The sequence below is a fragment of the Pseudomonas sp. KU26590 genome (assembly GCF_026153515.1).
GTDB lineage: Bacteria > Pseudomonadota > Gammaproteobacteria > Pseudomonadales > Pseudomonadaceae > Aquipseudomonas.
The window spans coordinates 5,847,378-5,869,067 of the sequence record NZ_CP110644.1; the positions used below are offsets into that span (position 1 = coordinate 5,847,378).

At 58.5% G+C, this 21,690-nt stretch carries 22 protein-coding genes; 7 read left to right on the forward strand and 15 right to left on the reverse strand.

The window, feature by feature from the left end; genetic code table 11:
• Window positions 1-948 carry a bifunctional riboflavin kinase/FAD synthetase gene (ribF, locus tag OKW98_RS25970; protein WP_265387257.1) on the reverse strand — a complete coding sequence of 316 codons (948 nt, stop codon included), beginning with the start codon at window positions 946-948 and terminating at the stop codon, window positions 1-3.
• Window positions 949-1,066: 118 nt separating this feature from the next.
• Window positions 1,067-2,611, reverse strand: coding sequence for a murein biosynthesis integral membrane protein MurJ (murJ, locus tag OKW98_RS25975; protein ID WP_265387258.1), 1,545 nt, complete (start codon window positions 2,609-2,611; stop codon window positions 1,067-1,069).
• 250 nt (window positions 2,612-2,861) lie between these two features.
• Here murJ and rpsT point away from each other — a divergent pair, with 250 nt between their 5' ends.
• Window positions 2,862-3,140 (forward strand): 30S ribosomal protein S20, encoded by a 279-nt coding sequence (gene rpsT, locus OKW98_RS25980; RefSeq protein ID WP_037015424.1) that lies wholly within the window; start codon window positions 2,862-2,864, stop codon window positions 3,138-3,140.
• 83 nt (window positions 3,141-3,223) lie between these two features.
• Here rpsT and OKW98_RS25985 read toward each other — a convergent pair whose 3' ends face one another.
• From OKW98_RS25985 to rplU, 5 genes are all read right to left on the reverse strand, one after another.
• Window positions 3,224-3,694, reverse strand: a complete 471-nt coding sequence (locus OKW98_RS25985) for a CreA family protein (protein ID WP_133774346.1) — start codon at window positions 3,692-3,694, stop codon at window positions 3,224-3,226.
• Between the two features lie 28 nt (window positions 3,695-3,722).
• On the reverse strand, window positions 3,723-4,841 hold the full coding sequence (gene proB / locus OKW98_RS25990; RefSeq protein WP_265387259.1) for a glutamate 5-kinase: 1,119 nt from the start codon (window positions 4,839-4,841) through the stop codon (window positions 3,723-3,725).
• Between the two features lie 85 nt (window positions 4,842-4,926).
• Window positions 4,927-6,150: an Obg family GTPase CgtA gene (cgtA, locus tag OKW98_RS25995; protein WP_074890507.1), complete on the reverse strand. Its 1,224-nt coding sequence runs from the start codon at window positions 6,148-6,150 to the stop codon at window positions 4,927-4,929.
• 241 nt (window positions 6,151-6,391) lie between these two features.
• A complete protein-coding gene (gene rpmA, locus OKW98_RS26000) occupies window positions 6,392-6,664 on the reverse strand; it encodes a 50S ribosomal protein L27 (RefSeq protein ID WP_037015434.1) in 273 nt (90 codons plus the stop codon).
• 33 nt (window positions 6,665-6,697) lie between these two features.
• Window positions 6,698-7,012 (reverse strand): 50S ribosomal protein L21, encoded by a 315-nt coding sequence (gene rplU / locus OKW98_RS26005; RefSeq protein ID WP_003230856.1) that lies wholly within the window; start codon window positions 7,010-7,012, stop codon window positions 6,698-6,700.
• Window positions 7,013-7,251: 239 nt separating this feature from the next.
• Here rplU and OKW98_RS26010 point away from each other — a divergent pair, with 239 nt between their 5' ends.
• Together OKW98_RS26010 and OKW98_RS26015 are read left to right on the forward strand one after the other, a co-directional pair.
• Window positions 7,252-8,220, forward strand: coding sequence for a polyprenyl synthetase family protein (locus OKW98_RS26010; RefSeq protein WP_074890505.1), 969 nt, complete (start codon window positions 7,252-7,254; stop codon window positions 8,218-8,220).
• 166 nt (window positions 8,221-8,386) lie between these two features.
• A complete protein-coding gene (locus tag OKW98_RS26015; RefSeq protein ID WP_265387260.1) occupies window positions 8,387-8,629 on the forward strand; it encodes a hypothetical protein in 243 nt (80 codons plus the stop codon).
• Window positions 8,630-8,711: 82 nt separating this feature from the next.
• On the opposite strand, the gene OKW98_RS26020 is transcribed toward OKW98_RS26015, so the two are convergent.
• From OKW98_RS26020 to OKW98_RS26040, 5 genes are all read right to left on the reverse strand, one after another.
• On the reverse strand, window positions 8,712-9,329 hold the full coding sequence (locus OKW98_RS26020; RefSeq protein WP_265387261.1) for an FKBP-type peptidyl-prolyl cis-trans isomerase: 618 nt from the start codon (window positions 9,327-9,329) through the stop codon (window positions 8,712-8,714).
• An 83-nt stretch (window positions 9,330-9,412) separates the two neighbouring features.
• Window positions 9,413-9,718 carry a DUF6482 family protein gene (locus OKW98_RS26025; protein WP_265387262.1) on the reverse strand — a complete coding sequence of 102 codons (306 nt, stop codon included), beginning with the start codon at window positions 9,716-9,718 and terminating at the stop codon, window positions 9,413-9,415.
• 139 nt (window positions 9,719-9,857) lie between these two features.
• Window positions 9,858-10,346: a TIGR00645 family protein gene (locus OKW98_RS26030; RefSeq protein ID WP_265387263.1), complete on the reverse strand. Its 489-nt coding sequence runs from the start codon at window positions 10,344-10,346 to the stop codon at window positions 9,858-9,860.
• A gap of 171 nt (window positions 10,347-10,517) precedes the next feature.
• Window positions 10,518-10,850: a hypothetical protein gene (locus OKW98_RS26035; RefSeq protein WP_265389841.1), complete on the reverse strand. Its 333-nt coding sequence runs from the start codon at window positions 10,848-10,850 to the stop codon at window positions 10,518-10,520.
• Between the two features lie 185 nt (window positions 10,851-11,035).
• Window positions 11,036-13,468 (reverse strand): Lon protease family protein, encoded by a 2,433-nt coding sequence (locus tag OKW98_RS26040; RefSeq protein WP_265387264.1) that lies wholly within the window; start codon window positions 13,466-13,468, stop codon window positions 11,036-11,038.
• A gap of 280 nt (window positions 13,469-13,748) precedes the next feature.
• On the opposite strand from OKW98_RS26040, the gene OKW98_RS26045 reads away from it, so the two are divergent.
• Window positions 13,749-14,237 (forward strand): DUF3015 domain-containing protein, encoded by a 489-nt coding sequence (locus OKW98_RS26045; protein ID WP_065987685.1) that lies wholly within the window; start codon window positions 13,749-13,751, stop codon window positions 14,235-14,237.
• 72 nt (window positions 14,238-14,309) lie between these two features.
• A complete protein-coding gene (locus OKW98_RS26050) occupies window positions 14,310-16,169 on the forward strand; it encodes a DUF4105 domain-containing protein (protein ID WP_265387265.1) in 1,860 nt (619 codons plus the stop codon).
• Window positions 16,170-16,285: 116 nt separating this feature from the next.
• Here the strand turns inward: OKW98_RS26050 and OKW98_RS26055 are convergent, their stop codons facing one another.
• Window positions 16,286-16,483, reverse strand: a complete 198-nt coding sequence (locus OKW98_RS26055) for a heavy-metal-associated domain-containing protein (RefSeq protein WP_265387266.1) — start codon at window positions 16,481-16,483, stop codon at window positions 16,286-16,288.
• A gap of 153 nt (window positions 16,484-16,636) precedes the next feature.
• Here OKW98_RS26055 and OKW98_RS26060 point away from each other — a divergent pair, with 153 nt between their 5' ends.
• Complete coding sequence (locus OKW98_RS26060; protein WP_265387267.1) at window positions 16,637-17,017, forward strand: hypothetical protein; 381 nt, start codon at window positions 16,637-16,639, stop codon at window positions 17,015-17,017.
• 652 nt (window positions 17,018-17,669) lie between these two features.
• On the forward strand, window positions 17,670-18,122 hold the full coding sequence (locus tag OKW98_RS26065) for a DUF2599 domain-containing protein (RefSeq protein WP_265387268.1): 453 nt from the start codon (window positions 17,670-17,672) through the stop codon (window positions 18,120-18,122).
• Between the two features lie 80 nt (window positions 18,123-18,202).
• Here OKW98_RS26065 and OKW98_RS26070 read toward each other — a convergent pair whose 3' ends face one another.
• Both OKW98_RS26070 and OKW98_RS26075 read right to left on the reverse strand, forming a co-directional pair.
• Window positions 18,203-19,096 (reverse strand): PA4780 family RIO1-like protein kinase, encoded by an 894-nt coding sequence (locus OKW98_RS26070; RefSeq protein ID WP_192133180.1) that lies wholly within the window; start codon window positions 19,094-19,096, stop codon window positions 18,203-18,205.
• A 411-nt stretch (window positions 19,097-19,507) separates the two neighbouring features.
• Entirely contained in the window at window positions 19,508-21,562 is a 2,055-nt protein-coding gene (locus OKW98_RS26075) for an autotransporter outer membrane beta-barrel domain-containing protein (RefSeq protein WP_265387269.1), read from the reverse strand.
• Window positions 21,563-21,690 lie beyond the last annotated feature (128 nt).

A 21,690-nucleotide genomic window follows, 5' to 3' on the forward strand; every position in this document is an offset into this window, starting at 1 on the left:
TCAGGCTCTAAAGTTTAGCGGTTGGTCGTGCCAGTGGGCACGAGCGGCAGCGACATCCGCATCGATCGCCGTCTTGAGCGCCTCCAGGGAGGCAAAGCGCTGCTCATTACGCAGCTTCTGGTGGAATACCACCGTCAAACGCCGGCCATAGATATCGCCGGTAAAGTCCAGAAGGTGAATCTCCAGGTGGGGACGTCCATCGCCCGCCACGCTGGGACGCACGCCAATGTTGGCGACGCCCGGCCATACCTTGCCGTCAATCTGCGCGCTGACCAGGTAGACACCGGTCAATGGCACGCGACGACGTTTGAGTTGCACGTTGGCCGTGGGCGTACCCAGCTGACGCGCCAGTTTCTGGCCATGCAGCACCCGGCCGGATATCTCGAACGGGCGGCCCAGCAAATGCTCGGCCAGCGTGAAGTCTGCGGCTTCCAGCGCAGTGCGCACCTTGGTGCTGCTGACACGGACGCCATCGATTTCGACGGTCTGCGCCGCCTCGACGGTGAAGCCCTTTTCGGCGCCGACCTTTTGCAGGAAATCAAAATCACCGATCCGGTCACAACCAAAACGGAAGTCGTCGCCAACCTCCAGGTGCTTCACGCCCAGACCATCGATCAGCACGGTGTCGACGAATTCGGAAGCGCTCAGCTTGCTGAAACGCTGATTGAAGGCCAGACACAACACCAGATCAACACCTTCGGCGGCAAGCAGATCAAGCTTGTCGCGCAGTCGGGCAAGGCGGGCCGGCGCCGTGTCGGGAGCAAAGAACTCGCGCGGTTGCGGTTCGAAGATCACCACACAACTGGGCAAGCCCAGTTCGACAGCACGCTCACGCAGTCTCGCCAGGATAGCCTGGTGACCCCGGTGAACACCGTCGAAATTGCCAATGGTGGCGACGCAGCCCCGGTGCTGCGGGCGCAGATTGTGAAGGCCTCGAACCAGCTGCATAACGCGCTTCTTGCTCATAAAGTGGCCGATTATAACCACACACCGCCGTCAACGACAGGCGACACATCCGGGCAAACCACAACAATCGACGTTAACCGGCAGAAAACGACGACTGATCCTACAGGATCGCCTTGCGAGCGAAATGTCTGACCCGGAAGCCCAGCACCAGCAAGGTGCCGAAATACGCCACGACGCCCGCCAGCACCAGCGCGCCAAGGCGCAGGAATCGCTGCAGCATCTCACCGTCTGACCAGGCGGGCATCACATGCATCAGGCCCAGCAGCACGGCAGACATCACCGCCACAGCGATAATCAGCTTGCCCAAAAACACCGGCCACCCCGGCTGCGGCTGAAACAGGTCCTGCTTGCGCAACTGCCAGAACAACAGCAAGGCGTTGAGGCACGCCCCCACACTGATCGCCAGCGCCAGACCGGCGTGCGCCAGATGGATGACGTAGACGAAAAGCAGGTTGAACAGTTGAGTCACTATGAGGGTGAAGATCGCGATTTTCACCGGCGTACGGATATTTTGTTGAGCATAAAAGCCAGGCGCGAGCACCTTGATCACGATGATGCCCAGCAGCCCGACCGAATACGCGACCAGCGCACGCTGGGTCATCGCGGCATCTACGCCATCAAACTTGCCATACTGGAACAGCGAAACCGTCAGCGGCTCGGCGAGCAGCCCGAGCGCCAGGGTGCACGGCAGCACCAACAGGAAACACAAGCGCAGGCCCCAGTCGAGAATGCGCGAATATTCGTGGCGATCCCGGCTGGCGTAGGTTTTCGAGAGAATCGGCAGAAGAATCGTCCCCAACGCTACACCGAGCACACCGGAAGGCAGCTCCATCAGGCGGTCGGCGTAGTACATCCACGACACCGATCCGGCGACAAGAAACGAGGCAAAGATCGTGTTGATGATCAGCGAAATCTGACTGACGGAAACCCCGAGTATGGCCGGCAGCATCTGCTTCATCACCCGCCAGACGCCGGTGTCGCGCAGGTTGAGGCGCGGCAGTACCAGCATGCCGATCTTTTTCAGGTGTGGCAGTTGATAAAGAAGCTGCAGCAGCCCGCCTGCCAGCACCGCCCAGCCCAGCGCCATCACGGGCGGGTGGAAATACGGCGTAAGGAACAGGGCGAAGAAGATCATCGCCAGATTAAGCAGCGTCGGCACGAACGCCGGAACGGAGAAGCGATTCCAGGTGTTGAGGATCGCCCCGGCCAGCGACGACAGCGAGATGAGCAATATATAAGGAAAGGTCACCCGCAACAGGTCCGAGGTCAGCTGGAATTTCTCCGGTGTGTCGGCAAAGCCCGGCGCAGTTGCCCATATGACCCAAGGGGCGAACACAACGCCCAGCACGGTGACGATCGCCAGAGCGAGGGTCAGCAGGCCGGTGACATAGGCGACAAATGTGCGGGTTGCCTCTTCGCCCTGCTGGCTTTTGTATTCCGCCAGGATCGGCACGAATGCTTGTGAGAAGGCGCCCTCGGCAAAAATTCGGCGCAGCAGGTTGGGCAGCTTGAAAGCAATAAAGAAGGCGTCAGTGGCCATACCGGCGCCAAATGCGCGCGCGATGATCGTATCGCGGACAAAGCCCAGCACCCGCGAAAGCATCGTAATAGAGCTGACCGCGGCAAGCGATTTGAGTAGATTCATCGAAAGGTTGTACGCCTGACCAAAGGAAGCGCCAAAGCGCGTTCCATATATGCGATACTCCGCGCCGCAAAACAGCTCAGAGCCAAAGCCCGCGAGTTTACAGGTCGCACGCCGGAAAGAAATCACCTCGGCACCACACGGCGACCACTCAGCGGAACGCATCAACTGCCCTTGACAAGTGTCAAACTCATCGGCATGATTCGCGGCCTATTTTGTTAGCTATTTCCCAAGTCTTTCGAGGAGCTCGACGGTGGCCAACACACCTTCCGCCAAAAAACGTGCAAAACAGGCTGAGAAGCGTCGCAGCCACAACGCCAGCATGCGTTCCATGGTTCGTACCTACATCAAGAATGTAGTTAAAGCCATCGACGCTAAAGACGCTGAAAAAGCGCAAGCTGCTTATGTTCTGGCTGTGCCAGTTATCGACCGTATGGCCGATAAAGGCATCATCCACAAGAACAAAGCTGCTCGCCATAAAGGTCGCCTGAATGGCCACATCAAGGCTCTGAACCTTGCTGCTGCAGCCTAAGCGATTCGCTTGTTAAAAAACCGACCCCAGGGTCGGTTTTTTATTGCCTTCGATTTGCCTCTCTTCGATTCGCCTCTACAGCATCAAGGCGCCGGCGCAGGCGTCCATGGCAGAATCGGAATCGCAGTCACGGCGTTCTGCGGGCTGCCCTCGATCACCTTGTCGCTATAGACGAGGTACACCAGCGTGTTGCGCTTCTTGTCGAGGAATCGCACGACCTGCATGGTTTTGAACACCAGCGACGTCCGCTCCTTGAACACCTCGTCGCCATCCTTCAATTGCTCCTTGAAGTGAATGGGGCCGACCTGCCGGCAAGCAATGGACGCTTCGGCACGGTCTTCAGCCAGGCCCAGCCCACCCTTCACCCCACCGGTTTTCGCGCGGGACAGATAGCACGTCACGCCGTCGACTTTGGGGTCGTCGAATGCCTCGACCACGATTCGATCGTTCGGACCTACCATCTTGAACACGGTGGATACCTGGCCGATCTCTTCAGCTGACGCCAGCACTGGCAACATCAGTAACGCGCCTACCAGCCCTTTCATGACTCGCATGTATGCTTCCTTTTTTTGATGATGCAATTCAGACCAGAATCAGGTTGTCACGGTGCACGAGCTCAGGCTCAGCCATGTAACCCAGCTCCTTGACAATGGCGTCAGAGGGCAGACCAATGATCTTCTGCGCTTCCAGCGCGCTGTAATTGCTCAGACCCCGGGCGATCTCGCGGCCGTCAGCCGCCACGCACACCACCATCTCGCCGCGACGAAAGCTGCCCTGCACCAGCTTGACGCCAACCGGCAACAGACTCTTGTGGCTTTCGGTCAATGCCTTGACCGCACCATCGTCCAGCACCAGCGTGCCACGGGTTTGCAGATGCCCGGCCAGCCACTGCTTGCGAGCCGCGAGCATTTCACGCTCCGGGGACAGTAACGTACCCAAGCGCTCACCGGCTTTCAGACGCGCCAGCACGCGCTCGATGCGACCACCCACGATCACGGTGTGCGCACCCGAGCGAGCGGCCAGTCGTGCAGCACGCAATTTGGTCTGCATGCCGCCACGACCCAGCGCACCGCCGGTGCCGCCGGCCACTGCATCAAGGGCGGGATCATCAGCGCGCGCTTCATAAATGAGCTGCGCCTCGGGATTATTGCGAGGGTCGGCATCGAACATGCCGTCGCGGTCGGTCAGGATGACTAACAGGTCAGCTTCAACCAGGTTGGCCACCAACGCCGCCAGCGTGTCGTTGTCGCCGAAACGGATCTCGTCGGTGACGACCGTGTCGTTTTCATTGATGACAGGGATGACACCCAGCTCAACCAAGGTGCGCAGCGTGCTTCGGGCATTCAGGTAGCGCTTGCGGTCGGACAGATCGTCGTGGGTGAGCAGAATCTGCGCGGTATGGCGCTGATGCTCGGCGAAGCTGGATTCCCACGCCTGCACCAGACCCATCTGACCGATTGCTGCAGCGGCCTGAAGCTCATGCATGGCACTCGGTCGCGCAGTCCAGCCCAGACGGCTCATGCCGGCCGCTACCGCGCCGGACGAGACCAGGACCAGTTCGACACCTGCCTCATGCAGGGCCACCATCTGCTCGACCCAAACACCCATCGCGTTGCGATCCAGACCCTTGCCGTCCGCTGTCAGCAGCGCACTTCCGATCTTCACCACCCAACGCTGGGCACCTGTCACCTTGCTCCGCATGATCTTTCAACCTTAAGCCAGAGAGTCCGAATTCTAGATACTAAAACGCCGCTTCAAGAGCGGCGTCGTAGTTTACTTCAGTCGATCAGTCGCGGACGTAAATGATTTCCGGACCATCTTCGTCTTCCACGTCTTCCTCATCCCAATCATCGTCGCCGATGTCATGCACGCTCTTCACGCCGCTACGGCGCAAGGCACGCTGATCATCCAGCGCCTGCAACTGGGCGCGGGCTTCATCTTCGATGCGTTGATCCAGCTCAGCCAGCTCTGCGGCGTACGCCGGGTCATTGGCCAGACGATCAGCGCGGTCTTCGAGATAGCGCATGATGTCGTGGGTCAGGCGATCGGTGCCTTCTTTGGCGATGGCCGAGATCACGTAGACAGGACCGGTCCACTCCAGGCGATCAATGATCTCCTGCTTGCGGGCCTCGTGCTCTTCTTCGAGGATCTGGTCGCACTTGTTCAGCACCAGCCAACGATCACGGTCCGCCAGCGCAGGGCTGAACTTGAACAGCTCAGTGACGATGACTTCCGCGGCATCCGGCGCGCTGCTTTCATCCAGCGGCGCCATGTCGACGAGGTGCAGCAACAGACGCGTACGCGCCAGGTGCTTGAGGAAACGAATCCCCAGACCAGCGCCGTGTGAAGCGCCTTCGATCAGGCCGGGAATATCGGCAACGACGAAGCTTTTCCAGCGATCGACGCTGACAACACCCAGGTTCGGCACGAGAGTGGTGAACGGATAATCAGCAACCTTGGGCTTGGCAGCGGACACCGAACGAATGAACGTGCTCTTGCCAGCGTTCGGCAAACCGAGCAGACCCACGTCAGCCAGTACTTTCAGCTCCAGCTTGAGGTCACGCTGCTCACCCGGCTTACCCGGCGTGGTCTGACGTGGTGCGCGGTTGGTACTGGATTTGAAACGCGTGTTGCCCAGACCGTGCCAGCCGCCATGGGCCACCAGCAGACGCTGACCGGCTTTGGTCAAGTCGCCGATGACTTCCTGGGTACCGGCGTCGATCACGGTGGTGCCGACCGGCACGCGCAACACCAGCTCTTCACCCTTGCGACCGGTGCAGTCGGTGCTGCCGCCGTTCGAACCGCGCTCGGCGTCGAAGTGGCGGGTATACCGGTAGTCGACCAGGGTGTTGAGGTTTTCGTCGGCGATCATGTAGATCGAGCCGCCGTCACCGCCATCACCACCGTTAGGACCGCCGTTCTCGATGAATTTCTCGCGGCGGAAGCTCATGCAACCGTTACCGCCATCACCGGCCTTTACTCGAATGGATACTTCATCAACAAATTTCATAGCGCACGCCTCCCGTCACAAAGACGAGCAAACAACATAGATTCATAAGGCTCTTGCAAAGATGAGCGTTGCGATACCGATCAAAAACCAGCGACTTCACACCACAACGGCCCACACAAACAGCTTTGCAAGAGACTCACCAGAAACAGGACCTTCTACAAACGAAAAAGCCCTGTCATCGACAGGGCTTTTCAGCTCAGGAGGTGTGAAGGTCAGGCCCTCACACCCCCTGAACGCAAGATTATGCCGCGACTTCAGTCTTTGGCACGATGCTTACATAGCGACGACCGAAGGCGCCTTTAACCTGGAACTTGATCACGCCTTCGACTTTAGCGAACAGGGTGTGATCTTTGCCCATACCAACGCCGTAGCCAGCGTGGAATTGGGTGCCGCGCTGACGCACGATGATGTTGCCCGGAACGATAACCTGGCCGCCATACATCTTCACGCCAAGGCGTTTGGCTTCTGAGTCGCGACCGTTACGGGTACTACCACCAGCTTTTTTGTGTGCCATGAGTCAATTCTCCTAGTGAGGATTAGGCTGAAATTAAGCCTGAATACCGGTGATTTTGATCTCGGTGTACCACTGGCGGTGGCCCATACGCTTCATGTGGTGCTTACGACGACGGAACTTGATGATGCGGATTTTATCGTGACGACCTTGGGAGATCACTTCAGCCACAACGGTAGCGCCTGCAACAACTGGAGCGCCGATGTTCACGTCGTCGCCATTGGCAACCAACAGAACGCGATCAAAAGTAACGGATTCGCCGGTAGCGATTTCCAGTTTTTCAATCTTCAGGTATTCACCTGGGGCGACCTTGTATTGCTTGCCGCCAGTAACGATTACTGCATAAGACATGGTGTATCTCCGATAATCCTGCTCACCCAGCTCTTTATAGGAAGAGGTATTGGCTGGCATGGCTGCACAAGGCTGGAAGGCCGACATGCAATTGCGTAAGGCAGGTGCTGCCCAGGAAGTTAGGGTGCGCGATTGTACGCAAGCGATCAACGCCTTGCAAGCTGCGTTATGTCACGCCTTGACAGGGTTGGGCCTGCAACCTAGCATGCCGCGCAACCCTTCTGGAGCACGTCTCGCTGATGCAACCCCAAGCCTTCTACACCGCTGTGGCGGACGACTTTACAGCCGTCGACCACATTATCAAGAAGCAGCTGACATCGCGCGTGCCGCTGGTCTCCAAAATCGGCGACTACATCACTTCCGCTGGCGGTAAACGTCTGCGCCCATTGCTCGTTCTGTTGTGCGGCAAAGCGCTGGGCTCTGGCGGTGATGACCTGCGCCTGTTGGCCGCAACCATCGAATTCCTGCACACCGCCACGCTGCTGCACGACGACGTCGTCGACATGTCCGGCATGCGCCGCGGCCGCTCGACCGCCAATGCGATGTGGGGCAACGCGCCGAGCGTACTGGTGGGTGATTTCCTGTATTCGCGCTCGTTCGAGATGATGGTCGAACTGGGCTCGATGCAGGTGATGCAGATCCTGTCGAAGGCCACGCGGATCATCGCGGAAGGGGAAGTGTTGCAGCTGTCCAAAGTCCGCGACGCCAGCACCACCGAAGAAACCTACATGGAAGTCATCCGCGGCAAAACCGCGATGCTCTTCGAAGCGTCGACCCACAGCGCCGCAGCCCTGGCCAACGCCGGTCCGGAGCAAAGCGAAGCGCTGCGTACCTTCGGTGATCATCTGGGCGTGGCATTCCAATTGGTCGACGACCTGCTGGACTATCGCGGCGATGCGGAAACCCTCGGCAAGAATGTCGGTGACGACCTCGCCGAAGGCAAGCCAACCCTGCCGCTGATCTACACCATGCGCGAAGGCACGCCTGAACAAGCTGCGCTGGTTCGCCAGGCCATTCAGAAAGGCGGCCTGGAAGATCTCGAAAGTATCCGCGATGCCGTGGAAAAGTCAGGTGCCCTTGAGTACACCGCCCAATTGGCACGGGACTACATTGCTCGCGCCATTGCCTGTCTGGACGTACTGCCGCCGAGCGTCTATCGCGACGCACTCGTCGAACTGAGTGAATTTGCGGTCGCTCGCACACACTGACCCCTGCCCTGCTCCGTTGAAAGCCCGTCCACGTGACGGGCTTTTTGTTGTCTGCGATCCAGGGCCGTTTAGCCAGACCTCACACTCAATGCGAATTAATCTCAAATAGATCCTTGCTATTCCTCAGATAAGAATTATTCTCATTGAAACATTTAAGGAGAAGCACATGACGTATCTGATTGATGCCTGGCTTGATCGGCCACAGCCCTACCTGCGCATCCTGGATCGCGAGACAGGCCAAGTGTGTGCAGTGCTGGAGGAAGAGGCGCTCGACGAATTGCGCGATCAGGGGGATCTGGATGTCAGCAGCCTGAGTTCGAGCGAACCCGGCGTTCAGAAGGAGATGGTGCGAAGTCTGTTTCTGTTCTGCTATGCGCGGGCATTGCGTCCGGCCAGTGAACTGCATTGATGACAGCAGATAAAACGACAATGCCGAGCCAGCGCGGGGCTGACTCGGCATCTGTCGAGCGTGAAGCGGGTGCTACACGGTCTTACAGAACGTCGAGCAGCTCGACGTCGAAGACCAGAACGCTGTGCGGCGGAATGCTGCCAACGCCTTGAGCGCCGTACGCCAGTTCGCTAGGAACGTACAGACGCCATTTGCTGCCAGCCTTCATCAGTTGCAGGGCTTCGGTCCAGCCTGGAATCACGCCGCCGACCGGAAATTCAGCCGGTTCGCCACGATCGTAGGAGCTGTCAAACACAGTGCCGTCGATCAGCATGCCGTGATAATGGGTGCGCACATTGCTTTCGCGGGTCGGTTGAGCGCCTTCGCCTGCGGTGATCACTTCATATTGCAGACCAGATTCCAAGGTAGTCACGCCATCACGCTTGGCGTTCTCGGTCAGGTATTCCTTACCGGCGCCAGCCGCTGCTTCCGCTTTGGAAGCTGCTTCGGCTTGCATGATTTCGCGGATGACTTTGAAGCTCGCGCCCATTTCTTCCTGGCCCACACGGCTCGGTTTGCCGGCGAAAGCGTCGGTCAGGCCAGCCAGAATAGCGTCGAGGTCGACACCCGGCGGCGGGTTGTCACGCAGTTGGTCGCCCAGTTGACGGCCAATGCCGTAGCTGACGCGGGTTTCGTCTGTGGACAGATTGACTTCGGACATGAGACTGCTCCGCTGAAGAGCGCCCTGGGGCGCCCGTATTTAAAGGCCGGGCAGCCTAGCACAAAGCGTAATACCCGTAACCTCTACCAGGCCGAGCGAATGGACAGGGGAATCTTGACGTTCTGGTCCAGCTCATCGTGCACGCCGCACATTTCATCGTGAACCACCGCGTGGACCAGACTGAACGGCAGCGGCGGCACCGACTGCAGCAGCTCCCGCGCGTGCTCGACGGAACGCAGGTGCAATGCCTTGTTATGCGAGTCGACCAAGCGATGTCCGACGCCCTGCATCCTCGCTTCCAGCAGGTAGATACCGCCTTCTATGGAGATCAGGTTGAGTTCGTCGATGCGGCCGGCGCCGGCATGGGAAGTGAGTTCCTGCAAGTTCATGGTCGAGCCTCGTGGTCACTGGCTGAATAGGCGAGTACTCAGTCTCGCTGATGGAGGCCGTAGCGCAAGAAACCAGCGATGCCGCTGGTCATATTTGCTCAGAACGCTGCTATCACCGCACGGCCACAAGTGCACGCAATCACTGCTTGGTCAGCTTGTCCAGATAACCCATCGCGAAGGCCGAGACCACAAATGTCATGTGGATGATCACGTACCACATCAGGTATTGCGGCTCGATGTTCTTGGCGTCCATGAACACCCGCAACAGGTGAATGGACGAAATCGCGACGATGGACGCCGCGACTTTCATCTTCAGCGACGAAGAATCCATCTTGCCCAGCCAGTTGAGCTTTTCCTTGCCTTCGTCGATATCCAGCTGCGACACGAAATTCTCGTAGCCGGAGATCATCACCATGACCAGCAAACCACCGACCAGCGCCATGTCGATCAACGACAGCAGCACCAGGATCAGGTCCGATTCAGCCAGGGCGAACACATTGGGGATGATGTGAAAGATTTCCTGGAAAAACTTCAACGCCAGCGCCAGCAGTCCCAGAGACAAACCGAAGTAGATCGGCGCCAGCAACCAGCGCGATGCGTACATGGCATTTTCGATAAAACGTTCCATTGAAGCTCACAGGTAATTTAAAAGCTCGCGAGTATAGGGCGAAGGCCGATTAGCACAACCCACCCCGAAAAGAGTTGAAACAATAACGCAAGATGAGGCATTGGGGGCGCTCGACAAATCCGCATCTGCAGACAGCAGAAGGCAGATCCCGGACTCGTCGAGGCGCAGGGGTCAGTTGACAGGAGACGTCCGCTGACCCTGGGCGGCATCGCTGTTGATTCTTCGCAGCTCCCCCTGAAGGTGAAGGCCCCAGATAGGGATCTCCTCCGCCGTTTGATAGCCATGCAACACAAGGCTTTCAGCAATGGCATCAAGCACCGATTCGGCAGCAATCGGTCCATGAAAAGGCCCCTGAGCCTTGAGTGCGGAAGGCTGCTCGCCAGACATCCCGGCAGCGAACAACAAGGTCCACATTCCTTTATCGCCTGACAGCGGGCGAACCACACATTCGATTCGGGTCACCAGACCCAGGCATTGGCGAGTGAGACAGAGGCTGCGCGGCATGGCGAGCTCCTCATTGATTGCAGTATTCATCTCCTTCGCATAACGAGGGAAACGCGTCAGTCCCTTTGACAACTGCTGCAACCCGACAATATCGAACAAATACCCCGTTGGAAAAGCGCGAAAACGAAAAGGGCGCCGAATGGTCATTTTGCCATCAAGCGCCCCGTTTCATTGACGTCAAAGGCCTAGCTTTTCAGCTCGGGCTGTAATTGTGGCGCCTCCTTTTCGAGCTCTTTGAGGTCGTCATCGCTGAGCATTTCAGCGATGTCGCGCAGACGGTCCACCACCCTGCCGTTGACCGAATCATCGGGAAATTGACCGTCCTCATCCGCCTCGCCGACCGACATGCCCACCAACAGGCTCAGCGCCTCATCCACCTGACGCACGGCATACACGTGGAACTGCCCCGCGCGCACGGCTTGCAGCACGCGCTCGTCGAGCATCAGTGTGGCGACGTTGGCATGAGGAATGATCGCGCCTTGGTCACCGGTCAGACCTCGGGCTTCGCAGAGTCGGAAGAAGCCTTCGATCTTCTCGTTGACGCCGCCGACCGCCTGAACCTCGCCGAACTGGTTGATCGAACCGGTGATGGCGAAGCACTGCTTGAGCGGGGTTTTCGAGAGTGCGGAAATCAGCGTGCAGACCTCGCCGAGGGAAGCGCTGTCGCCATCGACGTAGCCGTAGGACTGTTCCAGCGCGATACTCGCGGAAATGGCCAGCGGGAATTCCTGGGCATAACGGCTGCCCAGATAACCAGTGAGGATCATCACGCCTTTAGAGTGAATCGGCTGACCCAGGTTGACCTCACGCTCGATGTCGACGATGCCGCTGCCACCCGGGTAAACCGTCGCCGAGATCCGCGCCGGCACACCGAACGCCGAATCGCCCACTTCCAGCACCGTCAGGCCATTGCACTTGCCGACCGCCGCACCATGGGTGTCGATCAGGATGATGCCCGCAAGCATGTCATCGAGAATTCGGGCCGACACACGACCGGTGCGGGTGGCCTTGGCCTTCAGCGCGCGCTCAATGTGCCCCGCGTCAGTGCGTTCGTCACCGGCCACGCTGCGGATGAAGTCCGCTTCGCTGACCAGTTGAAACAGATCACCAATGCGCGCCGACAAGCGCCCCTGGTGCTCGGCGAGGCGCGCGCTGTAGGTGGCAAGACGCGCCACCGCATCCGCCGTCAGGGGCGCCATGCCCTCCTCCGAGGTCCGGGTTTTGAGCAACTGGGCGAACTGCTCAAGGCTCTCGTCGACCATCGGGATGTCTTCGTCGAAATCCACCAGCACCCGGAACATCTCCTGGAAGTCCGGATCCAGGTCCTGCAGCGTGTAATACAGCGACCGCGCGCCAATGATGATGACTTTGACGTGCAACGGAATGGTCTGCGGGGTCAGGGTCACGGTGGCCAGACGACCCAGTTCACCCAGTGGCGCTTCCATTTTCAGCTTGCGCGATTGCAGGGAGCGCTTGAGGGCGTCCCACACGAACGGCTCGCTGAGCATTTTTTCGGCTTCCAGCACCAGAAAACCGCCGTTGGCCCGGTGAAACGCGCCAGGCCGCATTTGGCGGAATGTGGTGTAAAGCGCGCCCTGGTCGGTGCTGTATTCGATGCGACCGAAAAGGTTGTCATAGGTCGGGTGCGGCTCGAACACCACCGGCGCCCCACCGCTGGCGGAATGGCCGACCATCAGGCTCGGGCAGTATTGCTCTTCGAGCAGCTTGCGCGCCTGGGCATCGGTTTTGCTGTCGTCGACCAGTTGCTCGACCACGGTCCTGAGCAGGTTGACCTGCACCGCCTGAAGGTAGGCGCACACCGCGGCGTTCTCGGCGTACTGCTCGGACAACGGTGCCAGCAGCGGCTGAAGCGCGAGGATGATGGTCTCTTCATTGAGCTCACGCATCTGGTTGTTGGACTCGCGCTTCCACTGCGGCAGGCTGGCGAGCTCTTCATTCAACCGCTCTTCGAGCGTCGAAATATCGTTGTGAAAACGCTCGCGATCGGCTTCCGGCAATTGCGAAAACTCGGCCTCGTCCAGTGCCTTGCCTTCGAGCATCGGGGTAAACGCGATGTTGGTGTTATCACGGTACAGCGCGATGTCCTTTTCCAGCGCAAGACGTTCGATGACATCGAGGGCGCGGTCGTAGCGCTGATTGAAGGCGCGGTCGATGGAGCTCTTCTTCTGCTGGTAGGACGGATGTTCGAACACCGCAGGAAAGGTCGACAGCAGGTTGTCGATCAGTCCGTTGATGTCGGCAATGAAAGCGCTGGCGCTGCCGGGCGGCAATTCCAGCGCGCGCGGCTCACGGGCGTCGTCGAAATTGTTGACGTACACCCAGTCCGACGGCGTCTGCATGCGCTTGGCTTCGGCCTTGAGGTAGCGCTTGACGAAGGAGAACCGGCCGGTGCCGGGCTCGCCCATGACGAACACGTTGTAGCCGGGCCGCGGCATGGCGACGCCGAATTGCAGGGCTTCGACCGCTCGTTCCTGACCGAGCACGCCGCGAAAGGGTTCCAGATCGTTGGTTGTCGTGAAGCTGAACTGTTCAGCGGAAAAGGGACGGGTCAGCGCTTCAGGCGCAAGTCGCAAGCTGGCAGCAACAGAATCGGGCATCGGACATCCTTACATCAGGCGGGGCAGATGGGCGCATTCTGGCGCTCGCCGCACCGCACTGGCAAGGCATGAACCACCTGATCGCTTTTCCATATGAGGAACCGTCCTACACAGCTGGTGGAGGCGGATTACACGTAACAATCTGCAATAGCTGACGGAACGTTCATATCGTGCCTAAACTCCAACTTGCGCGACTGGTAACAATTTAAATAACCGGTCCGCCCTGGCGCCCTATCGGCCAGGAATCCGACCCTTGGTTGAAACAACAGAGACTAAAGCTATGAAACGGATTCTTCTTGGTACTCTCTTCGCCGCTGTGTCCATCAACGCCATGGCTCAAGCGCCTGGCGGTCCGGACTGCGGTTGGGGCAACATGCTGTTTGAAGGTCAACGCGGCACTCCCGCTCACTTCCTCGCTTCCACCACCAACGGTACTTCGGGCAACGCCACCTTCGGCATGACCTCGGGCACCAACGGCTGCTCCACCAACAGCGCGCTGACTTACGGCGGCAAATCCTGGATTGCCATGAATGGCATGATGGACGAGCTTTCCAAAGACATGGCCATGGGCCAGGGCGAAGCACTGACCACCTACGCGGTCGTGCTGGGCGTTGCACCGGAAGACCGTGCGCATTTCGCCGCAGTCACCCACGAGCACTATCAGCAGATCTTCACCAAGGCCGACGCCACTGCTGAAGATGTTCACACCAACACCATCGACATCCTGAAGAACGATCCGACTCTGGCTAAATACGCGACCCAAGCTTAAAGTCGTGCCGCCTGCCTTCCTCCCCGGAAGGCAGGTTCTCCGCCCTGCCCACTTCTGACTAGTTGCCAATCTATGCTCAAACGCCTTGCCTGGCTGGCGCTCTGTGTCTGCGCCCCGCTGTACGCCGCGCCTCACGTCGACAATGATCGTTTGCAGCAACTGGCCAATTCCAGGTTCTGGATCTCCATCGGTCACTACGAAGCCGGCAAGCTGGGTGGCTGGCGCAGCTATGTGGACGACCCGAAATTTTTCCTCGCCCAGAACGGCGCCCATGACCCCAAAGCCGAGCTGGCCGCGACGCTTGAGGCGATCTACCGCCCCGTCACCCAAGGCCAGGAAAACGCACACCCTCAATGCGTCTACCCCTCCCGCACGCGGTTTCTGCGTGACGAACTGAAGCTGACCGACCTGCCCGCGGTCGACTGCAAAGAATTCAACAAGTGGTTTTCCGATGTCGCCCCGGACAGCACCGTGCTGATCTTCCCGGCGGCGTACCTCAACAGCCCGTCGTCCATGTTTGGCCACACGCTGCTGCGCATCGATCAGGCGGACGTGCAGGCCAACAAGACCGCCTTGCTCAGCTACGCGATCAACTTCGGCGCCTACATCGAGGGTTCCGACAACAGCATTCTGTACGCGTGGAAAGGCCTGGCGGGAGGCTATCCGGGTCTGTTCGCGCTGGTGCCTTATCAGGAAAAACTCTCCGAGTACCGTAGCCTTGAGAACCGTGATCTGTGGGAATACCGCCTCAATCTGACGCCGGAAGAAACCCGGCGCATGGTCGAGCACGTGTGGGAACTCAAACAGATTCGCTTCGGGTATTTCTTCTTCGACGAAAACTGCTCCTACCGTTTGCTGGAGCTGCTCCAAGTCGCTCGTCCGAGCCTGGACCTGACGCCGCAGTTTCGTCTGACAGCCATTCCCACGGACACCGTTCGTGCTGTGAAAGAAGCAGGACTTGTCGAGAAGATCGACTATCGCCCTTCCCGGGAGCGCGAGCTGCTGAGCCGCGCCGAGCCGTTGAATCACGACGAGCAGCAGTGGGTGTTGAAAGTCAGTGCGGACCAGAAGCAAATGCAGAGTGCCGATTACATCGCCCTGCCGAAGGAACGTCGCGCGCTGATTCAGGACGCGGCCTACAGGCTGGAGCGATATCGCGCCAATGGTCAGGAGCGCGATCCTACAAGCGCTCAACGCAGCTATGAACTGCTGCGCGCGATCAGCACCAATCCGCCGCCGGCGCTGGAGATTGAGCGGCCGGGACTGCCGGAGGACGGGCATGAGTCGCGCACTTGGCAACTGGGTGCGGGGACGCGGGATGACAAGGCGTTTGCAGAGTACGGCCTGCGCATGGCGTACCACGATTTGAACGACAACGCGTACGGCTTCCCGCTGGGCGCGCAGATCGAAATCCTCCAGCTCAAGCTGCGCCAATACGAAGACAATCGTTGGCAAGTGCAGCGGCTCGATCTGGCGACCATTCGCTCGCTGACACCGCGCAACGAGCTGTTGCAACCGTGGTCATGGCAGGTGGCAGGCGGCCTTGAGCGCGTACTGGGCAAGCACGGCGACGAGAACCTGGTCAGCCATGTCAACGGCGGCGCCGGCGGCACGTGGAAGCTTGGGGACGACGTGCTGGGCTTCGCAATGGGCACCGTGCGGGTTGAGCACAACAACGATTTCTCGGCGCTGGTTTCGCCGGCCGCGGGGTTCAATACCGGTGTGCTGTGGCGCAACCCGCTGGGTAATTTCAGTCTGGAAACCAAGGGCGATTACTTCACCAACGGTGAAGTGCGGCGCAACATCAGCCTCAATCAGCAATGGGAGCTGTCGCGCAATCTTGGCCTGCGGCTCAGCGCGCAGCGCGACTTCAGCCAGCTGACATCGCCGGTGAATGAAGTGATGCTGGAGCTGAAGTGGTATCACTATTGAGTGGCACGCTCGTGATTTTTTTGTGCGACCCCTGACGCCTTCCCGGCTGAAGCCGGTCCTACGATGCGCGCGACGGTTCTGCAGGACTGGCTTTAGCCGGGAAGAGGCCAGCCCTGCTATGTGCGCGTCGTGGCGTAACCTTCTTCTTCGATCAATTCCACAATCTGCTCAGCCTCAAGCTGGCTTTGCACTTTGACCTCCCCGTTCGCCAGATCAACCTGCACCTGCGCCGTCGGGTCTTGTCCCTGAATGGCATCGGTGACGGCGCGCACGCAATGCGCGCAGGTCATGCCTTGAACCTTGAATACCTGCATTGGCTGACTCCTCTTCCCATCGAAAACGTGTGATCACGCTATCTAAGACCTTCCCGTCGGGACAAGGTCAAGTTTTCTATGGATCTGCCGGGCTGGCATTCCTCTACGCTCTGCGCCAAAGTGAGCCCACTCACGTCATCAGGAGAATCAGCCATGCGCTGGTCAGTTCTGCGTATCGCAGGTTTAGCCGGTCTGTTGGCCTCCGCGACCTTGGCTCATGCCGATCAGGACTATGGTGTGCTGATCATTTCCCGCGAGCGCCTGGAGATCTCTACCTCCTGCGAAATCGGGATTTTCATGCAGGACCAACTCGTCGGCCGCCTGTACCAGGAAGAGTCGCGGTCATTCAATTTGCCAGCCGGCGACTTGTCGGTGCGCCTGCGTGTGCTGCCGGGCCAGACACCGGGCTGCTCGCCGGGCATCGAGGCGCAGAACAACACGCGCCTGCACATCAATGCAGGTGACGTTCTGAAATACCGCATCGCGTCCGGGCCCAGCGGTTTGTATTTGAAGAAAGCGGATTTGAATTACTGATCACGGCGAACAATGACCTCGCCACCGCCGCGAGGTCAGCCTGAAGTCAATCGATTTCAGTGAGCGTATCCCCGCGCAATACCCCCCACTCGTGCCATTTCATTGCACAACTTCCGACAGGCAACTCGGCGCTGCCGGCGCCCCGCTGTTTTATTCGCTATATGCGTGCCAGCATCCTATCGCGAATCGATATTCGTAGAACATGGTAAACAACGCGCTTTCCATCTATAAGTTGAATGCACGACACGATCACCCAGCCCTGCTTACATGGAGTTTGCAACATGGCGCACATACACCCTGAAGCCACATCAAAACAACATCTAGATAACAGCGTCACCCTTGGAACAGCCATGTTCCGGGGCGATAAAAACTGAAACTTACTCGCCACGGTACGCGCAAAAAGCCAGCATACGTTTAATGCGCATTGCAATGGCGTGACACCTCAACCCATGGAAGGATTAGATTCAACAGCATAGCGACTTTCTACTCACAACTCGTGTGGGCCGACAACCTGTCGTCCAGCATTACGAGATAGCCTCTGAAGGGATCAAGTCGTTTGACTCAACCGGGCGCGATATCACTCAACGCTTTATCACGAACTGGCACACGTTCATCAAGCGACCGCTCAACATTCGTTAGAGAGGAATACCCCATGAAATCAAGTACGCTATTAATCGCAGCACTGTTAACCAGCGCCGCCGCCACGCAACTATCAGCCGCTGAAGTGGCGAAGCAGAAACCACTCAAGCCTTCTATCAAGCAGAACTGCCCCGAATACATTGAAAGCGGAAAGTGGGTCTATCGATACAGCAGCGACTATCCATTCAACGAATGGATGCTGTCGCTTAAACCCAGTGACTGCGGACGCTATATTGATTCCAGCGAAACCGCTTACATGTTTTATGAAATCGTCAAGAAGTTCGGACAAAGCGAGCACTGGTCGAACAACAGGGGCATGATCAACCAACTGACCTGCCACCTGTACATCGCGCGGGAAAAAACTGAGTGGAATCTGGAGCCGTGGAGGCCATACGTGGGGTATACCAAAACGGTAGCATCCGGATGCAACCCTCTCGAACCCGATCCGGACCCTGCCTACCACTGAGCCCGCGCCGGACCTGGAGATGGCTGAGCACCGTAAAAATGAAGCGCTGGACACTGATCCAGCGCTTCATTGGCGGCTTGCTACTGCATCCAGGGCGGAGGCGGTTCTTCGGACTTGTTCGGCGGCGCATCGTCCGCCGTTCGCGCGGCCTGGCGCCTTGCGTCATCCAGTCGCGCCGCTTCGATCTCGCGCAAGACACTGCCGACGTCGGCAATGTCATCCGGATCTGCAAATTCCCCGGTCAGCACGGTCGCAGGGGACAACGTGCCGGCTTCGAAGTGGGACCACATCTCACGGGCATAGCGTGTTTCTTTCAGCTCGGGCGCAAAGCGGCCGAAGTAGGACGCCATGTTGCCGACGTCGCGCTCGAGCATGGTGAACGCATGGTTGTTGCCCGCAGCATCCACCGCTTGCGGCAAGTCAATAATGACCGGGCCGGTAGGCGTGAGCAGCACATTGAACTCGGATAGATCACCGTGCACCAGTCCGGTACACAGCATCAGCACGATCTGCTGAATCAGGAACGCGTGATACTCGCGCGCCTGATCGGGCTCAAGCGTCACGTCATTCAAACGCGGCGCGGCATCACCGTATTCATCGGCAATAAGCTCCATGAGCAGCACGCCCTCCAGGAAGTCGTACGGCTTGGGCACTCGCACGCCGGCCCCTGCCAAACGGAACAGCGCCGCGACTTCAGCGTTCTGCCACGCGTCTTCGGTTTCCTTACGGCCGAACTTCGAACCCTTGGCCATGGCGCGGGCCTGGCGGCTGTTGCGGACCTTGCGGCCCTCCTGGTATTCCGCCGCCTGACGGAAACTACGTTTATTGGCCTCCTTGTACACCTTGGCACACCGCAGCTCTTTGCCACAGCGCACCACATAAACAGCTGCCTCTTTGCCGCTCATGAGCGGGCGCAGCACCTCGTCGACCAGACCGTCTTCGATCAGGGGTTCAATGCGTTTTGGAGTCTTCATCAGCTTTTATTCTGGGTCCTTCGTTGCCGAACACGCGATTGTTGCCCGTTATACGGCAATCCTCTGCCAGCGAGTAGGGGGTAAGCCGATTGATTGCCTCACGGCTGTCGCTACCGGGTTGTTCAAGCAGAATTTGTGCCGCAGGAGAAACGGACAGACAGGCCGCTGGATGATCCGGCTGCCGCCGAGCTATTGATCGACAGACGGCACCCTGCTGGCGGAGCAAGACAGTCCCCATGCAGTCGATGAACTCATCCGCGTTTATTCGTCACGCTACTAAGCAAACCTTGACTGTAATGAGTCCGGATGAATTCAAAAGCGGTGAAACAACCTTAATACGGTCGGTACTTCTATTCACTCCAGAAGGGCCCCGTCCGGGGCCCTCTTTTGCGGTCATGAAAAGCGTCGCTGTTACCAGCTGTAGCGCAATCCTACGTTGACGCCCCAAGGCTGCTCGATGTTTTCGCCATTGCTGTACCCAACATCTGCATGCAACTGCAAAACATCCGACAATTGAGCCGCGATGCCAGCTCCGATTTCCCCACGGCTTCCGGACAGGTCGTTGCTGAAACTGTTGGTATTAACCTTGACTCTATTGCTCCTGGCGAACTCTTGAGCCATGGCTACTTTCACGTAGGGCTGAACAAAGCCACCCTGTGGCAAAGCAAAGTTGCGGCCTACGCTTGTGCCTACCTTGCCCAGGATCGAGTCCGCCTTGTTGCTGCGGGCTTGCATACCGTTGTCCAGCGAGTAGCTTTCACCCTCGACCCACAGCGTCGATATCTGAGCAAACGGCTCGACGAACCAATCGTTCTGAAGCTTGATGTGCTTGCCAGCCTCAACGGAGACACCAATACCGGAGTTGTTGTAGTCGCCACTGGCTTTGGTGCCATCGCTCATGCGCACATCGGACTTGTTTTTGAAGCGGTTGGCCTTAAGGATCGCGTCCACATACCAGCCCTGATCCGATAGCCAAGTGGTGTAACCGCCAATGTAGTAGCTATCGACCCGGCCAGTGGTGCCTGACGCAATATCCAGGTCGGAACGGCTGTAACCGCCCAGCACCCCTACCAGCCATTGTCCGTCCGAAGTGGGCAACGGTGCATCGGCGCCAAAGGAAATACCGCTCTGGTTCTGTTGATAAGCCGTCCCGCCCGCCGCCGAAAGATTGTATTTATTGCCGTAGCTGCGCATCCAGCCACCCCCCTGGGCCTTGCCATAACGCAGCTCACCCATCCGCGTGCGCAGGCTGCTCAGCTCGCCGTACCAAACCGTCGGGGCTGCGCTGAACAAGCCAATAACTGAACGTGTACCTGGCGTGGTAATCGGTTTGCCATCGTCACCGCCGTCCTCGCCGCCACCTTCCTCGCCACCCCCACCTTCCTCACCGCCACCGCCACCCTCGAGCTTTTGCACCAGATACCAGTCGTCACCGCGCTGCTTGAGTTCATAAACAAAAGTACCGGCATCTACCTGACCGCCGACGACACCGAAACCTGCCGTGCTGCCTGCACCCGTGTGAACAAGCCGTTGGTCCTGGTCGCCCTTGACGGGCTCGACACCGGTGTTTTTGATCTGCAGGTCGTAGTTGCCACTTGCCACGCCGGACACACTCAGTAAATCACTTTCATGAGTCGCAAGATTCGTGTCCATGAGGAACCGACCGTTACCGGACAGCGAGTTGACATTGAGTGTTTCGAACGTACTGTCGACCGAGCCAAGCTTCACCGTGCCTGCATTGAGGGTGAGATTCTCGACGCCCGAGCCACCACCAGTGGTCCAGGAGGAATTGTCCAGATTGAGGTTGGCAACATTGACGAGGTCGCCATTGAGCGAAGAATTTCCGGTGACGTTGAAGTTCTGTACGTTTGAAACATTACCGTCCAAGCGGGACGCGCCATTGACGCTAAGGGTATCGCTGTCGGACAGATTACCCGTCAACCGAGAGCCATCGTTAAGGGTGAAATTCTGCACATTGGTAACGTTGCCGCTAACCGTGGATTTACCGCCGGCCACGAGTGAAGCGGTATTACTCAGATTACCCGTCAAGCTTGAGCCACTGTCGAGGACGAAGCTTTCGACCTCACTCACGTTTCCGTTGATGACGGAATTACCACTGGCCAGCAGATCGGTCGTGCGTGTCAGATTACCTGTCAGAATCGAAGCGCCGTTAAGCGTTACGTCGCTGACGTTGGTTACATCCCCGTTAACCTTGGCGCCATTGCTGAGCGTGGCAGAAGCTGTCCCTGTGTCCGCGACTGCAATTGCACCCTGCAGTGTGCTGTTATCCACCTTAATGGTGGCCGCGGCACTCTCGGTGACTTCAATCGCAACGCCATTACCGCCCTGCACAAGCGAACCCGCACCAATGAGAATATTCGCGTTGGCGGGTATGTCCGGCTCGAACGACTGAACGACGATTGCGCTGGAGGCCGTCCCGATAATGGTGGAGCCCTGGACCGACAACGACGTACTCCCACCGGAGTCCTCACTCAATGCATCAGCGCCGAGATAAACACCGTGCGCGGAGCCTGTGATAATGCTGCCGTTTTGGACAATGCCGCTCGCCCCTTCAAGAATCAGGCCCGTGCCCC